Source organism: Buttiauxella sp. A111 (genome assembly GCF_014189855.1).
In the GTDB taxonomy this organism is placed as follows: domain Bacteria; phylum Pseudomonadota; class Gammaproteobacteria; order Enterobacterales; family Enterobacteriaceae; genus Buttiauxella; species Buttiauxella selenatireducens.
This window is the reverse complement of record NZ_BJFN01000006.1, coordinates 21,577-35,841: the sequence shown is the minus strand read 5'-3', so window position 1 is coordinate 35,841 and position 14,265 is coordinate 21,577. Positions and strand designations below refer to the sequence as shown.

The window sequence follows — 14,265 nt, the reverse complement described above, 5'->3', positions numbered from 1 at the left end:
CACCTGAGGGAGATATGCCCGGTTTTCTCCTTCTCCCTGAGGGAGAAGGTCGGGATGAGGGGATTTTCTAGAAGTGTATGTAACTCAGCACCAGGCCAATAAACAACACCAGCCCAACGTAGTTATTATTCAGGAATGCGCGGAAACAGGCATCGCGGTCGCGATTCGCCGTCAACCGTTGCTGATGGATAAAGAGCGCGCCAGCCAATGCAATAGACCAATAAAAAGCGCCGCCTAAGCCGTTCAGCCAGCCAATTACCGCCAGCAATACCATTACCGCAACCTGCAAAATCCCAATGATCACATTGTCATAGCGTCCAAACAGGATCGCAGTGGATTTGATGCCTATTTTCAGATCGTCATCGCGATCAACCATCGCATACTGTGTGTCGTAGGCTACCGCCCAGCAAATATTGGTCAAAAACATCAGCCAGCAACTTAGCGGAACAGATTCACTGACCGCAGCAAATGCCATTGGGATGGACCAACCGAATGCCGCACCCAACACCACTTGTGGCAGATGGGTGTAACGCTTCATAAACGGATAGACCCAGGCTAACGCCAATCCCGCGACGGACAATAAAATCGTCATGGTATTAAGTGTCAGCACCAGTAAAAACGAGAGCAGCACCAGCACAACAAACAGGATACGCGCCTCTTTTTCACTGACAGCACCGCTCGGTAGCGGCCGATGGGCGGTCCGTTTAACGTGGCCATCAAACTTGCGATCGGCGTAGTCGTTAACCACGCAACCCGCGGCGCGCATCATCCAGACTCCGGCGATAAACACGCATAAAATAGTCAGCGGCGGGACACCCGGTGTCGCAAGCCATAACGCCCATAACGTGGGCCATAACAATAAAAGCGAGCCAATCGGCTTATCCAGCCGCATCAGGCGTTGGTAGGCCTGTAATTTGCCCTGTTTCAGACTCCACTCCATTATTTTTCCTCTGCATACAACGGCGAAGCGGGAAGGAATAACTCGGTCAGTACCAATGGCTTTCCGGCTAATCTCAGGCGGGACCGACGTCCCCACAGCTCCGCACTGCGTCCAATCTCAATAAAATCCCGCGTCAGGGATGATGCACTAAACAAATAACGCCCGAGCGGCGTGGTTCCGAGCCGCTGCAAAGCAAGCTCAGGCCCTTCAAGGGTTGATTCCGGTACGACCGTGCGCCCAAGCAACCAGGGCTCATCGTCACCGCATAGCACAACTTCACGCAACCAGTAGCGTTTGGCTACTGGCATCATCTCAGCTTCGGGAAAATCGACAGGCGAATCGAAAAAACCTTCACGCACAATACGAACAGTGACTCGCGAACAATACTGTTCAAAGCGTTTAGTCATTGAGTCTTCAAGCAACAACCAGTCAAGAAGGGATGCGCTCAGCCCCTCGGGGATCGTAGCCTCAAAACGTAAGGCGCGCAGTGCCGAAAGCGCGTCAGACATGTGAATTTCTCCGAAATAAAACCGGCAGTCATTGTAACGCAGAATGGGTAGAGCGTGGCAGGCAAAAGCACAACATTGATTTAACAACGCAGAAGCGGCTCTAAATATGACGGGCAAAAAAAAAGGTGCGCCACAAGGACGCACCAATACTCCAAACATCAGCATTGCGGGGAGACGGTTACCCCTTGCCTTTTACACTGCTGATAAAAGTTTTACGGGCAGAAGTTGATCCAAGACGCTCTGCTTCATCCAACAGTTTCAAGGCTTTATCTACATCGCCTTTGTCGACTGCTTGCTTAATAGCTTGGTTGAAGTAGCTTTCTGTATCGTTAAGCATTGGCTCTTTTTTCACCGCTGGCGCAGGGGCAGCAACGGGTGCAGGAGCAGGAGCTGAATACGTTGGCGCAGGCGCTGCGGATGTCGCTGCAACGGCTGCTACAGGTGCTGCGTAAGTCGCGGCTGGTGCAGCCGTATTTCCTACAGTGACCGGACCTGGGCCTTTTGAACCAAACAGCGGCCCAACCAAAATGCTGGAACCGGAGGAGGTTCTGACTTTAAGCGACAGTTCCCCCTCTTTGACATGGCGTGCAATCGGGTCTGGGATATCCGGAACTGCGTTACCATTTCCTTTGGCATAGGCTTTCGCCGGGTCAACCATGGTAGTGGTTTGCTGGAGGTCTTTATTGGTGGTGAAGACCAACAGATACAGTTTTTGTTGCCCCAACGCTGGGGTTAATTTCAGTACGCCTTCCAGACGGTTGGAAGACATTACGCCCGGCTCTTCATAGGGAAAGAAACTGGATGGGAAGTAAGCAGCAGGCGTCAAATTCTGATCAAGTACCAGCACGTTTGGCGCAAATACTGACTCTTTATTCACCAGGCTGGTGAGCGTAATTGTCAACTCACCGATGCTTGCCGGTACGCTGTAGGCAGCCACTGGTCCCACAATATCACCGGCATTCAACGTCTGCCCGGTGTTAGCGAGATTCGTTTTTTGGGTATTCGTTTGATCAACCGGAGTCCATTGCAGTTGTTGCAATGCAGAGGCCGGAATTGCAGGTGCGGCAGAGAGATCCTGAGGCACGATGTTCACATCCGCCAGGCTTACGCCGGGCAGGCTGGCGAGCAACCCTGCGGATAGGCAGAGTGCGATGAGACTTTTTTTCATTTTCATTGTTATAAACCTCGGCTGGGAAGTCGGTGGAAAGTTAGCCAGGCAATAGCGCTTTCCATCGAAACAGGCATTGGCATACAAGGGTAATAACGAGGGGCTCAGTGACGAACCCCTCATCGTTTCATAACATCAGGTTAAAGCTGAATTACCACCAGATTTCCATCTGGGCACCGAAGGTGAACTCGTCGTTATCGCCACGGCTGGTAGAGAATGTACCGTTACCGGTATTGTCTGCGATGGCAAAGCGAGTGGTATCACCGCTAGCATTTTTCGCATAACCCCATTGCTCATCCCAACGTGCGTAAGTTGCAAACAGACGCAGTGCTGGACGAGACCAGATGCTGTCGCCTGCTTGCCATTGTTGTGCCAGCGTAATTTTGTACTGACCGTTGTGATCGCCCGTTTCCTGGGATTTCACGTTGTCGTAGCCAAGTTCCAGCAAGGTGCTCATGATTGGCGTCCATTTGAACATTGGACGCACACCGACGGTGTACCACTCAGTCCCCTGGTTATCATCCATATCCAGGTTCTGGTACATAGCGACATACATCAGGTCCCAACGGTCGGCCAGAGTAATTGCACCGTGGTCGAGGACACGAATCATGCTGCCGTCGTTGTTGATGCTACCGCCCTGCGCCTGACCTTTACCATTGGAGGTCATAGAGTCAGTTGCGTACTGGACAACGAATTTGTTGAAGCCTTTCATCATGCTTTGGGTGTGTTCAAGAGTCCCCATCCAGCCGTCTTTAGACGCGCCTGGTTGCAGATAATAGTCATCAGGAATGTTGGTGTGGCCGTAATCTACGCCCAGCTCCAGGGTACCGCCTGGGTTGGTTTCAATACCCGCCCAACGCACGTCAAACACGTCGTTTGGTACTTTGTTGTTATAAGTACGCTCACCCGTCACTGGATCGAACTCAGCAGCACCGGAAGAACCACCAGATTCAGCGGAACGAGTCGCAGCAAAGGAGAGTTTACCTACGCCGACATCGATGTTTTCCAGACCTGCACCAGGACCAGAAATATCCCAGTAGTAGAAGTCGATCATGTGAACGTCATGACGTTGATAGAAGCGCTTACCAGCCCACATGTTGGCGCCTGGCAGCGAGTCGATGAGGTTTTTACCCTGCACGTTAAATTCACGGATTGCTGGAGTATTGCCATCTTCCCAGTCGTTTAACTGTGGAGAGTTATAGGCAATGTTGGAGTCGAAATAGAAGCTCTTATCGCCTTCTTTCCAGACTTCTTGTCCTAATTTAATTTCCGCATAGGTTTCACATTCGTTACCAAGACGGTATTTAGATTGAGCACCTGTTGCCTGGAAACATTCTTGAGGTCCGCCGCTACCAGTCCAGCCGATACCAGAACGGGCATAACCGTGGAAATCCACAGCCAGAGCCTGAACAGACATAACGCCTGCTGCTACGGCGACTGCCAGTGGAAGTTTGCGCAGAGTAATCATCGATCTATCTCCTGAATCATTGCTTTTCTTTTTTATGGGAATGCTTAAACACCTGGCTCTTGATGCAGCCGACGACATGCAGTGCCATCCTCACGGAACAGATGGCAACGCTCTGGCGGCAAGCCAATAGCGAATGTGGCACCCTCTTTTACCAACACCACGTCATTCTGGCGGTACACCAGGTTCTGACGGATGGCGGGGATTTGGATATGAATCTGAGTTTCATGGCCGAGTTGCTCAACCACCTGGACTTCACCTTCCAGAGTGACGTCTGCGATCTCGCTTGGTAGAAGATGTTCCGGGCGAATACCAAGAGACATATTGGCGCCGACCTGAACTTCTTTGCTTTCAACCGGCAGCCAAACTTGCTGACGGTTAGGTAATTCAACCTGCACTTGATCGATTGCGGTTGCGGTCACTTTCACTGGCAGGAAGTTCATTTTTGGTGAGCCAATAAAGCCCGCAACAAAACGATCTGCCGGATAGTGGTACAACTCGAGTGGTTTACCGACTTGTGCGACACGACCTGCGTCCAGCACCACAATCTTGTCGGCAAGCGTCATCGCTTCGACCTGATCGTGAGTCACGTAAATCATGGTGCGCCCAAGGCGCTTATGCAGTCGGGAGATCTCAATGCGCATCTGTACACGCAGCGCCGCATCAAGGTTTGAAAGAGGTTCATCAAGCAGGAATACACGTGGTTCAGCCACCAGCGTACGGCCAATCGCGACACGCTGACGTTGCCCACCAGAAAGCGCTTTCGGGCGACGTTCTAACAAATGCGCCAATTGCAGCGTTTCCGAAACCTGAGTGACTCGCTGATTAATTTCGCTTTTCTTAGCGCCGGCCAACTTCAGGCCGAAAGACATATTTTCTGCAACGGAGAGATGGGGATATAAAGCATAAGACTGGAACACCATACCAACACCACGTTCAGCGGGTGGAATGTCATTCATACGTGCTTCGCCAATGAATAAATCACCGCTAGTGATAGTTTCCAGCCCCGCGATCATACGCAACAGTGTGGATTTTCCGCAGCCCGACGGACCAACAAAAACCACGAACTCACCTTCCTGGATGTCCAGATTGATATCTTTCGATACCACCACATCACCCCAGGCTTTTGTTACGTTCCGTAGCTGTACGCTTGCCATGTACTTCTCCCTTCATTCCGTCACGATGCTAATTGGCAGGTGATTCAATATGTGTCGGACTATGACGGATCTATACATTTGGTAACTCCTCCACCCTGATGTTTTTTATGGGGGAGGAGGCGGGAGGATGAGATGTGGGTTTGTGCAACCGGTTACAGTGCACACAAGAGATTTTCGTGATCGTGGTTTCAAATTTCCGGGGGGTTTTGTGTGCGCCAGGACACATAACTGGCAGTTATGGAATGGGGATCACAGATAATCGGGGTGGGGCGTAGGGCTAAGGAGGATGAGAAGCACTTGCCATCTGAGCAAACTGGCAACCGTAACGCCACTACCTTGACCTTGATGTATCCACGCGCAAACAACCATTCAAAGGATGGGACACATGAAAATTAAAACTGGCGCCCGCATCCTCGCTCTGTCTGCCCTGACAACGATGATGTTTTCCGCCTCTGCACTGGCAAAAATAGAAGAAGGCAAACTGGTTATCTGGATTAACGGTGATAAAGGCTATAACGGCCTGGCCGAAGTGGGTAAAAAGTTTGAGAAAGACACTGGCATTAAAGTCACCATCGAACACCCGGACAAACTGGAAGAGAAATTCCCACAAGTCGCAGCCACTGGCGATGGCCCGGATATTATCTTCTGGGCGCACGACCGTTTCGGGGGTTACGCGCAATCTGGCCTACTGGCCGAAATCACTCCAGATAAAGCATTCCAGGACAAACTGTATCCGTTTACCTGGGACGCGGTACGTTACAACGGCAAAATTATCGCTTACCCAGTCGCGGTTGAAGCGCTCTCTCTGATTTACAACAAAGACCTGGTACCCAATCCGCCAAAAACCTGGGAAGAAATCCCTGCGCTGGATAAGCAGTTGAAAGCGAAAGGTAAGAGCGCGTTGATGTTCAACCTGCAAGAACCGTACTTCACCTGGCCGCTGATTGCTGCCGACGGTGGCTATGCGTTCAAACTCGAAAACGGCAAATATGACGTGAAAGATGTCGGCGTGGACAGCGCAGGCGCGAAAGCGGGCCTGACCTTCCTGGTCGACATGATTAAAAACAAAAACATGAACGCGGATACCGATTATTCCATCGCCGAAGCGGCCTTTAACAAAGGCGAAACCGCGATGACCATTAACGGCCCGTGGGCATGGTCCAACATTGAGAAGAGCAAGGTCAATTACGGCGTGGCGCTGCTGCCAACCTTCAAAGGCAAAGCTTCCAAGCCGTTCGTCGGTGTTCTAAGTGCCGGTATCAATGCCGCCAGCCCGAACAAAGAGCTGGCGAAAGAGTTCCTGGAAAACTACCTGATGACCGACCAGGGCCTGGCTGAAGTCAACAAAGACAAGCCATTAGGCGCTGTTGCTCTGAAATCTTACCAGGATCAACTGGCGAAAGACCCACGCATCGCTGCAACCATGGATAACGCCCAGAAAGGCGAAATCATGCCAAACATCCCGCAAATGGCTGCTTTCTGGTACGCCACTCGCACCGCGGTGATTAACGCAGTTAGCGGCCGTCAGACTGTTGATGAAGCGCTGAAAGACGCTCAGGGACGTATTACTAAGTAATTATCTGACCATTTCCCTCTCCCTCAGGGAGAGGGTTAGGGTGAGGGTTGTTTTGCCAAATTCGCCCTCACCCCGACCCTCTCCCCCAGGAGAGGGAGAAAAAATCATGATGTAGAGGAAGACCCCATGGATGTTGTTAAAAAGAGCCACTGGTGGCAAAGCGATGTACTGAAATGGTCAGTCATCGGCCTGCTGGGCCTGCTGGTGGGTTATCTTATTGTAATAATGTACGCCCAGGGGGAGTACCTGTTCGCCATTATGACGCTGATTTTAAGCTCACTTGGCCTCTATATTTTCGCTAATCGCAAGGCGTATGCCTGGCGCTATGTTTACCCTGGTATGGCCGGTATGGGGCTGTTCGTGCTGTTCCCATTGGTGTGTACCATTGCGATTGCCTTCACCAACTACAGCAGCACCAACCAACTTACGCAAGAACGTGCCCAGCAGGTGCTGATGGACCGCCAGTATCAGGCGGGCAAAACCTTTAATTTCGGCCTTTATCCGGCGGGCGATGAGTGGCAACTGGCCCTCACCGATGGCGAAACCGGCAAGAATTTCATCTCCGACGCCTTTAAATTTGGCGGCGAACAACATCTGAAACTGAAAGAAGCGGAAGCGCTGCCTGAAGGCGAAAAAGCAAATCTGCGTGTGATTACGCAAAACCGTACGGCGCTGACGCAAATTACCGCTCAAATGCCTGATGAAACCACGCTGACCATGAGTTCTCTGCGCCAGTTTTCCGGCACGCGCCCACTGTATACGCAGGCCGAGGATGGCGAGCTGACGAACAACCAAAGCGGCGTTAAGTACCGTCCGAATAACAAAATTGGTTTTTATCAGTCTGTTAATGCCGACGGCAACTGGGGCAATGAGCAATTAAGCCCGGGCTACACCGTAACTATCGGGTGGAAAAACTTCTTACGTGTCTTCCATGATGAAGGCATCCAGAAACCGTTTATGGAGATTTTCGTCTGGACGATTATCTTCTCAATCCTGACGGTGATTCTGACCGTGGCGGTCGGCATGATTCTGGCGTGCGTCGTGCAGTGGGAATCCTTGAAAGGCAAAGCGATTTATCGCGTGCTGCTGATACTGCCCTACGCGGTGCCGTCGTTTATTTCCATCTTGATTTTCAAAGGGTTGTTCAACCAAAGCTTCGGTGAAATCAACATGCTGTTGGGATCGCTATTTGGTATCAAACCCGAGTGGTTTAACGACCCAACGACCGCGCGTTCAATGATAATTATCGTGAATACCTGGCTCGGTTATCCATACATGATGATCTTGTGCATGGGCTTGTTGAAAGCGATTCCAGACGACTTGTACGAAGCCTCGGCGATGGATGGCGCAGGTCCGTTCCAGAACTTCTTTAAGATTACGCTGCCTCTGCTGATTAAACCTTTAACGCCGCTGATGATCGCAAGCTTTGCCTTTAACTTTAACAACTTCGTACTGATTCAACTGTTAACCAACGGTAGGCCAGACCGCCTCGGCACTACGACACCTGCCGGATACACGGACTTGCTGGTGAGCTACACCTACCGTATCGCCTTTGAAGGCGGCGGTGGTCAGGACTTTGGTTTAGCCGCGGCTATCGCGACGCTTATCTTCATTCTGGTTGGCGCGCTGGCGATTGTTAACCTGAAAGCCACCCGCATGAAGTTTGATTAAGGAGCGACACTCATGGCCATGGTTCAACCCAAATCTCAAAAACTGCGACTACTCACGACGCACCTGTTACTGCTGCTGTTTATCGCGGCAATTATGTTCCCGCTGCTGATGGTCATTGCGATTTCACTGCGTCCGGGTAACTTCGCGACGGGCAGCCTTATCCCGGATCAAATCTCCTGGGAACACTGGAAGCTGGCGCTGGGCTTTAGCGTGCAACATGCCGATGGCAGCGTAACGCCTCCGCCGTTCCCGGTGCTGTTATGGCTGTGGAACTCCGTCAAAATTGCGGCCATTACTGCGCTGGGGATTGTGACGCTCTCGACAACGTGTGCTTATGCCTTTGCCCGTATGCGTTTCTCAGGTAAGGCGACGTTGCTCAAAGGGATGCTGATTTTCCAGATGTTCCCGGCAGTGCTGTCACTGGTCGCGTTATACGCCTTGTTTGACCGCCTCGGTCAGTACATTCCGTTTATCGGTCTGAATACGCATGGTGGGGTGATCTTCGCCTATCTTGGCGGCATCGCGCTGCACGTTTGGACGATTAAAGGTTACTTCGAAACGATTGATAACTCGCTGGAAGAAGCGGCGGCAATAGATGGCGCAACCCCATGGCAAGCTTTCCGCCTGGTGCTGCTGCCACTGTCTGTTCCGATTCTGGCGGTGGTATTTATCCTGTCGTTTATTGCCGCGATTACCGAAGTGCCTGTCGCCTCGTTGTTGCTGCGTGATGTCAACAGCTACACCCTGGCGGTAGGTATGCAGCAATACCTCAACCCACAAAACTATTTGTGGGGCGACTTTGCTGCGGCAGCGGTACTTTCTGCCATCCCAATTACCGTGGTGTTCTTACTGGCGCAACGCTGGCTGGTGAGCGGCCTGACGGCCGGTGGGGTGAAAGGCTAAGATTACCTGTAAGTTATTGCTTCACATTATGTAATGCCACTGCAAACCCTCAATTTGACCTTATTATCATTTCCGGCGGCCTTAGGGCCGCCATTTTTTTCTTTTATTTCAGTCACTCGCGTTTTAAGCGGCTGCTGTTACATAACCACAGCGTGATCACCAGCAACAGAATGGCTCCAGAGTAAATCAGCACATCCAGCGGCTCTTTATGGTCGATGATGATGAGCCGCACTATCGCGGTTATGCCGATATAGACAAAGTAACGCAGCGGGAAGTGATAACCAGACTGAAAGTACTTAACGATCAACGCGATAAATTCGAAATACAGGAAGTAAACCACCAGCCCTTCGATCAGCAGATATTTGCTGGCCTGTTCGCTGGGCGTGAATAGCACATTGGCTAAGTGCAGGGTTTCTTTACCGAGGAAGATAATGAGGATCAGGCCGAGGGTGAGCAGGGCCAGATTAAGTACCGTTTGCAGAACGGTGGCGATCAACTCAACGCGGGTGGTAGTCGTCATAGCAGCACCTGATGGATTATGTTTCCGAGGGCTGTTATACGTTGAAAGTGTGATCTGGATCTAGATTATTTACTTATATATGCACCCTCACCCCGACCCTCTCCCTAAGGGAGAGGGAGAAAACAAAGTGCGCTCTCCTGATCGCGAGGTAGGAAAAGAACGTCCCCTCTCCTGGGGGAGAGGGTTAGGGTGAGGGCAAACACATCACTAGCGGAAATTAATATCCCGATCGCTCGTCATCCCATACAACTCAAACTTACGTCCCAACATCTGCCCACCGTCACGCGTTAACGGCGTCCAGCCAATCTGCGCACGGCTACGTGTTGGTGACGACGAGAAGATATCCAGCGGGACATTCACGTAGAAACCTTTGGTGAAGTCCCCTTCCCCGTATTCTTCTTTGGAAACGTTAGTAATCGTGGCGTAAGTTCCGACGACCACACCGCTGTCGAAGCGTTTGGAGATTTCCAGCGTACCGCCTTTATCTTTCGCCAGATACTGGCCAATGCTCAGCTTCACCAGAACATCGTCGGCAAACGGCGGCGTCCAGTAGCCCGTAATATGGCCGGTGGGTGCGCTGTAATCAGTGAACTTCATCATGTCTAACGAGCTGGTCCAGTCACGCTGTTTGACGTAGTTGGCGTTGGCACCAATCGCCCAATTGCTGTCGACCGGGCGATACAGAACTTCCGCCCCCACCCCGCCATACATGGTTTCGAGATAACCACCGTACACCTGCCCATACCAGCTGTTACCCAGATACTGGAAGTAGTTGGCTTGCAGATTGTTGACGTAGACATCGTTCTCGACGTAGTCGCGAACGTGTGTACGCACGCGCGGCAGCGTTGAGTCATTCGGTGGATTGGTGTAGTTAAATTTGTCGTAGTTATTGGCAATGTTGGCAAACAGGCTGCCGGTCGTCAGCAAATGATCCGTGACCCACCAGTCGGCGGTTCCCATAACGCCGATCTGGTACATATAGAAGCTTTCCGGCCCGCCAATCGACTGATTCAGCACCGGGTTAATCGAGAAATTCACGCTGGATTTATCGATGAAATACCCTTGTTCCGTTTTCTCAGGCACCACTGGCTCAACACGTTTCTGCACCTGCGGTGTTTCATGACCAAGTGGCTCGCCTTCCAGATGATGACGTAAGCTCGACACATCCGTTTCGGTCGTCACCTGCGGCATATTCAAACGCGTTTCAGTAATACGAATGGTGCGGATATTCTCCGGCAGGTCGTTCATGATGATGCGGTTGGCGCGTTCAATTCCTTCGCGGGAATCGCGGTATTTCACCTGCTCCCCCGTCACATACAAAGTCTCGCCTTTCACCTGAATATTCGGATTGGCGAAGCCCGCATTGTATTTGAGTTGCGTCAGTTGGTTGGCGACCACCGTTGGCTGCAAAATTTCGTCTTGCGGCTGCGGTTGGTATTGCGGGCGACGGCTATCGTTATAACCTGGGCGTAAATCGTTGAAGTTAGTCCGCAACGTTACGCCAAACATGAAGGTATTGCCGCGCTCATAGCTGAGATTAACGTCTGCCCAGTCGGCGACACGGTAGATAGCACCGACATTAACGTTGCTACGCTGCTCGATTTTCCCGGCAAAATCTTGCGTGTAATTATTGCCTTCATATTCCAGCTTGAGGCGCAGCGGTTGCCACGGCGTTTGGTATTCGATACCGCCGAACAATGACGCGGGGCCATGAAACATGCCGCTGAAATCAAATGAACCCGCCTGGTTGTAACTGTTGTCGCGATAGCAAAAGCTGTTGCTCACTTCGCAAAACGGGTTCTTTACGTTACCGCTCGTGCCCATGTAACCCCAGCCCAGCCCAAGGGTGAAATCGAATGGTCCCCAGGCTTTGCTCGCAACCACATATTCACTGTCGAACAGCCCGGTACCGCCCAAGTCACGGACTCCCACCGCGACTTGCGGCAAGTAATACCCCTCTTCCCAAAGACGGATTTTCATGTCGAAAGCTTTATCTTTGTAGGTCTGATCCCCCGAAAAAGCATCGACATTGCTGTACTGTTTCGTGCGCACGTCGGTATAGCGCAGCGTCGTTTCCAGCCAGGGGAAAAGCTGCACCGAAGCCGAGTAAAAGCGGTACTGATCGTTATCGCGATAATTGAGGCTAAACTCCCCTTCGCGAGCCATGCGTGCCGTGGGGGTTTGCAGCAAACCGACACCGCCGAAATCCGATTGAGACGGGCCGACAGGTGCAGGGAAGGTTTCTGCCTGGCAGGCAGAAGAAACAGCCAGAGCAAGCAGGCTGTAGAGCGTTTTTTTCTTCATCAATCCGGTCTCCGATGAGTCAGAGAGTTAAGGATTTGCTGATTCATAGCGTTGAAATCAGAATTAAAAAGTCGGTCCTTAAAACCAACAAACAGGATGCTTCCCGGTGTGAGTTCGACATGGCGGTTATTCCAGTACGCCACCGGCGCTTTTTGTGTTTTCCCGTCCGGATAAATCACCCATGCATAGCTGCGATCGGCGCCACTGAGTTTGTCGATGCCCTCCAGATATTCATCCGCACTGCGCCCCGCAACAAACGGCCTCGCGCCCGGCGTGCTCACCAACCCCATGACAGTGACCGTGGAAGGCTGCGGCCCTGCCCACAGGCTGTATTCACCATGCAAGGGAACATTGGCGCGAGGATGGACGCGAACCCAGTCGGGATCGAGGTCAACAAACTGCCGTCCGGTGACGTGAATAGCCTGCATCTGCTGGCGCAACCCATTGATTGCGGCAGCATCATCACCGTTTTCCTGTGCTGATAATTCGCTCAGTGCGGCCAGTAACTTTTGATGTTGTTGTTCTGCAATCGCCGTTGCTTGCCGCTCGCTGATGACAGCACCTGGCCACCATGTGTGAGCAACTGAAGGTTGGGAGACTAAATCTGCCAGGCGTTCGACGTGGGTGAGTTGCTGATTGCCAGGATAAACAGTGACCGTACCTGCGGCGTAGGTGGCAGCACTACTGGCCAGGCCGGATAAGCAAAGTGCGGCCCACCAAAGTGAAGCTTTTATTTTCATTGTTTTGCCGCCTTCAACAGGATCGTAGTGACAGGCCAATAATCGGGGCCAAGATATTGTGTTGACTGGCGCACCTGCCCTTCGCTGTCTATCCAGAAACGGTTATGCCAGGTTTTACCCGAGGCCGTCACTTCTTCATCGAGGACGCGAACAGGCGTGGTGCTGATAGCCACTTTCAGCGTGTCGGTGCCTTCCCAGGTGAAGGTTGAATGCGCAGTCGCCATGCGCACCTGCTGGTGTTCGGTCCAGGCCATTTGCCGTGTCCAACGGGTGCCGTCCACAATCTGGTTCACTTTTGCCAGCGGGTCGCTTGCCAGGTTTGTCACTTGCTGGAGGTTGTCGCCAAGACCTGTGGTTTTTACGATGCGTCCATTTTCCGTGACGATCATCGCCCGGTCCTGAGTGACCCACTTTTGCTGGCCATTTTCGTCATAGGCCAACACCACAAATATTTGCGGGCCGTGATTAATGCGCATGTACTGGCTGGCGTAGCGTATATTCTGGATCTCGTCATGAGTGAGCTGAATACCGTCATCACCAACAATGCTGTGCCAAAGCGACGTGCCAAGGCCTTTGGTGGAGTCAGAACAAGCCTGAAGTAATAAGCAGACAAGAAGGATTGCGAGTCGCTGCACAAGGTTTCCCTAAGATCAATAAATAACCACACCGAAGTGTGGTTAGGATTAAATCACCCTTGAAATTACCGGGTGCTGGTCGTCGTCGTGGTTGTCGTTCCAGTGTTGGAACCGTCGCCACCACCGGTTGCAGCAAGTGCGACACCCACTGCCGACCCGACAGTGCTGGCGCTGGTCGCAGTAGAACTGCCTGCGGACACAGAAGTCGCTTGTGCGCCGGCTGCTTCACCCACTGATATCGGATCTGCAATCGAAACACCTGACGCTGCCAGCGTGAATATGGCCAAAGCGCCATAAAGAACTTTCTTCATAACAATTTCCCTTCATTGAATGAATGGAGATGTGCCCAAAAGAATTTCAGGCGTTTTGGAGTATACACAACAAGGAATAATGACAGGCCGAAAGGGAAAATATGAAAGACGCTTTAAGAAAAAGGGAAATAGAATATATTCAGGCTTACTTAATTTAAATTTAATTCATTAAAAACAATAAATTAAAATACATTCAGGTGATATAGACATCCAATTAATCCGAAAATAATCCCGCTGCATCATCAGCGTATATTCATTTTTAGGATTAACCTCACGGAGGTGTATCGGGGATGTTATTCAGCAAGGGGATTAATCTTATAATGTCCTACATGAATAAGCCGACATAATGTCGGCTTATATTTAACT

At 51.5% G+C, this 14,265-nt stretch carries 13 protein-coding genes; 3 read left to right on the top strand and 10 right to left on the bottom strand.

Annotation, left to right across the window (positions count from 1 at the left end):
* Positions 1 to 67 precede the first annotated feature (67 nt).
* The 5 genes from ubiA to malK form a co-directional block, all read right to left on the bottom strand.
* Complete coding sequence (gene ubiA / locus BSPA111_RS17280; protein WP_183272392.1) at positions 68 to 940, bottom strand: 4-hydroxybenzoate octaprenyltransferase; 873 nt, start codon at positions 938 to 940, stop codon at positions 68 to 70.
* Positions 940 to 1,449 carry a chorismate lyase gene (gene ubiC / locus BSPA111_RS17275; protein WP_183272391.1) on the bottom strand — a complete coding sequence of 170 codons (510 nt, stop codon included), beginning with the start codon at positions 1,447 to 1,449 and terminating at the stop codon, positions 940 to 942. Before ubiC ends, ubiA begins: the two co-directional genes overlap by 1 nt.
* Positions 1,450 to 1,627: 178 nt before the next feature.
* Positions 1,628 to 2,623 carry a maltose operon protein MalM gene (gene malM / locus BSPA111_RS17270; protein WP_183272390.1) on the bottom strand — a complete coding sequence of 332 codons (996 nt, stop codon included), beginning with the start codon at positions 2,621 to 2,623 and terminating at the stop codon, positions 1,628 to 1,630.
* A 145-nt stretch (positions 2,624 to 2,768) separates the two neighbouring features.
* Positions 2,769 to 4,085, bottom strand: a complete 1,317-nt coding sequence (locus BSPA111_RS17265) for a maltoporin (protein ID WP_183272389.1) — start codon at positions 4,083 to 4,085, stop codon at positions 2,769 to 2,771.
* Between the two features lie 44 nt (positions 4,086 to 4,129).
* Positions 4,130 to 5,239 (bottom strand): maltose/maltodextrin ABC transporter ATP-binding protein MalK, encoded by a 1,110-nt coding sequence (gene malK / locus BSPA111_RS17260; RefSeq protein WP_183272388.1) that lies wholly within the window; start codon positions 5,237 to 5,239, stop codon positions 4,130 to 4,132.
* 385 nt (positions 5,240 to 5,624) lie between these two features.
* Between malK and malE the strand changes: the two genes are divergently transcribed.
* The 3 genes from malE to malG all read left to right on the top strand — a co-directional run bounded on the left by malE (position 5,625) and on the right by malG (position 9,389).
* Positions 5,625 to 6,815 carry a maltose/maltodextrin ABC transporter substrate-binding protein MalE gene (malE, locus tag BSPA111_RS17255; protein WP_183272387.1) on the top strand — a complete coding sequence of 397 codons (1,191 nt, stop codon included), beginning with the start codon at positions 5,625 to 5,627 and terminating at the stop codon, positions 6,813 to 6,815.
* Between the two features lie 126 nt (positions 6,816 to 6,941).
* Positions 6,942 to 8,486 (top strand): maltose ABC transporter permease MalF, encoded by a 1,545-nt coding sequence (gene malF, locus BSPA111_RS17250; protein WP_183272386.1) that lies wholly within the window; start codon positions 6,942 to 6,944, stop codon positions 8,484 to 8,486.
* A gap of 12 nt (positions 8,487 to 8,498) precedes the next feature.
* Positions 8,499 to 9,389, top strand: coding sequence for a maltose ABC transporter permease MalG (gene malG, locus BSPA111_RS17245; protein ID WP_183272385.1), 891 nt, complete (start codon positions 8,499 to 8,501; stop codon positions 9,387 to 9,389).
* Positions 9,390 to 9,501: 112 nt separating this feature from the next.
* Here the strand turns inward: malG and psiE are convergent, their stop codons facing one another.
* From psiE to yjbE, 5 genes are all read right to left on the bottom strand, one after another.
* Positions 9,502 to 9,909, bottom strand: a complete 408-nt coding sequence (gene psiE, locus BSPA111_RS17240; RefSeq protein ID WP_183272384.1) for a phosphate-starvation-inducible protein PsiE — start codon at positions 9,907 to 9,909, stop codon at positions 9,502 to 9,504.
* Positions 9,910 to 10,116: 207 nt separating this feature from the next.
* Positions 10,117 to 12,213 carry a YjbH domain-containing protein gene (locus BSPA111_RS17235; protein ID WP_183272383.1) on the bottom strand — a complete coding sequence of 699 codons (2,097 nt, stop codon included), beginning with the start codon at positions 12,211 to 12,213 and terminating at the stop codon, positions 10,117 to 10,119.
* A complete protein-coding gene (locus BSPA111_RS17230; protein WP_183272382.1) occupies positions 12,213 to 12,953 on the bottom strand; it encodes a capsule biosynthesis GfcC D2 domain-containing protein in 741 nt (246 codons plus the stop codon). The genes BSPA111_RS17235 and BSPA111_RS17230 overlap by 1 nt, the downstream gene beginning before the upstream one ends.
* Entirely contained in the window at positions 12,950 to 13,588 is a 639-nt protein-coding gene (locus BSPA111_RS17225; protein ID WP_183272381.1) for a YjbF family lipoprotein, read from the bottom strand. Before BSPA111_RS17225 ends, BSPA111_RS17230 begins: the two co-directional genes overlap by 4 nt.
* Positions 13,589 to 13,653: 65 nt before the next feature.
* Positions 13,654 to 13,899 carry an exopolysaccharide production protein YjbE gene (gene yjbE / locus BSPA111_RS17220; protein ID WP_183272380.1) on the bottom strand — a complete coding sequence of 82 codons (246 nt, stop codon included), beginning with the start codon at positions 13,897 to 13,899 and terminating at the stop codon, positions 13,654 to 13,656.
* Positions 13,900 to 14,265 lie beyond the last annotated feature (366 nt).

What these genes read in the sequence shown, in the direction of transcription:
- ubiA (WP_183272392.1), bottom strand. Translation starts at nt 940, where the DNA reads ATGGAGTGGAGTCTGAAACAGGGCAAATTACAGGCCTACCAACGCCTG.
- ubiC (WP_183272391.1), bottom strand. Translation starts at nt 1,449, where the DNA reads ATGTCTGACGCGCTTTCGGCACTGCGCGCCTTACGTTTTGAGGCTACG.
- malM (WP_183272390.1), bottom strand. Translation starts at nt 2,623, where the DNA reads ATGAAAATGAAAAAAAGTCTCATCGCACTCTGCCTATCCGCAGGGTTG.
- BSPA111_RS17265 (WP_183272389.1), bottom strand. Translation starts at nt 4,085, where the DNA reads ATGATTACTCTGCGCAAACTTCCACTGGCAGTCGCCGTAGCAGCAGGC.
- malK (WP_183272388.1), bottom strand. Translation starts at nt 5,239, where the DNA reads ATGGCAAGCGTACAGCTACGGAACGTAACAAAAGCCTGGGGTGATGTG.
- malE (WP_183272387.1), top strand. Translation starts at nt 5,625, where the DNA reads ATGAAAATTAAAACTGGCGCCCGCATCCTCGCTCTGTCTGCCCTGACA.
- malF (WP_183272386.1), top strand. Translation starts at nt 6,942, where the DNA reads ATGGATGTTGTTAAAAAGAGCCACTGGTGGCAAAGCGATGTACTGAAA.
- malG (WP_183272385.1), top strand. Translation starts at nt 8,499, where the DNA reads ATGGCCATGGTTCAACCCAAATCTCAAAAACTGCGACTACTCACGACG.
- psiE (WP_183272384.1), bottom strand. Translation starts at nt 9,909, where the DNA reads ATGACGACTACCACCCGCGTTGAGTTGATCGCCACCGTTCTGCAAACG.
- BSPA111_RS17235 (WP_183272383.1), bottom strand. Translation starts at nt 12,213, where the DNA reads ATGAAGAAAAAAACGCTCTACAGCCTGCTTGCTCTGGCTGTTTCTTCT.
- BSPA111_RS17230 (WP_183272382.1), bottom strand. Translation starts at nt 12,953, where the DNA reads ATGAAAATAAAAGCTTCACTTTGGTGGGCCGCACTTTGCTTATCCGGC.
- yjbE (WP_183272380.1), bottom strand. Translation starts at nt 13,899, where the DNA reads ATGAAGAAAGTTCTTTATGGCGCTTTGGCCATATTCACGCTGGCAGCG.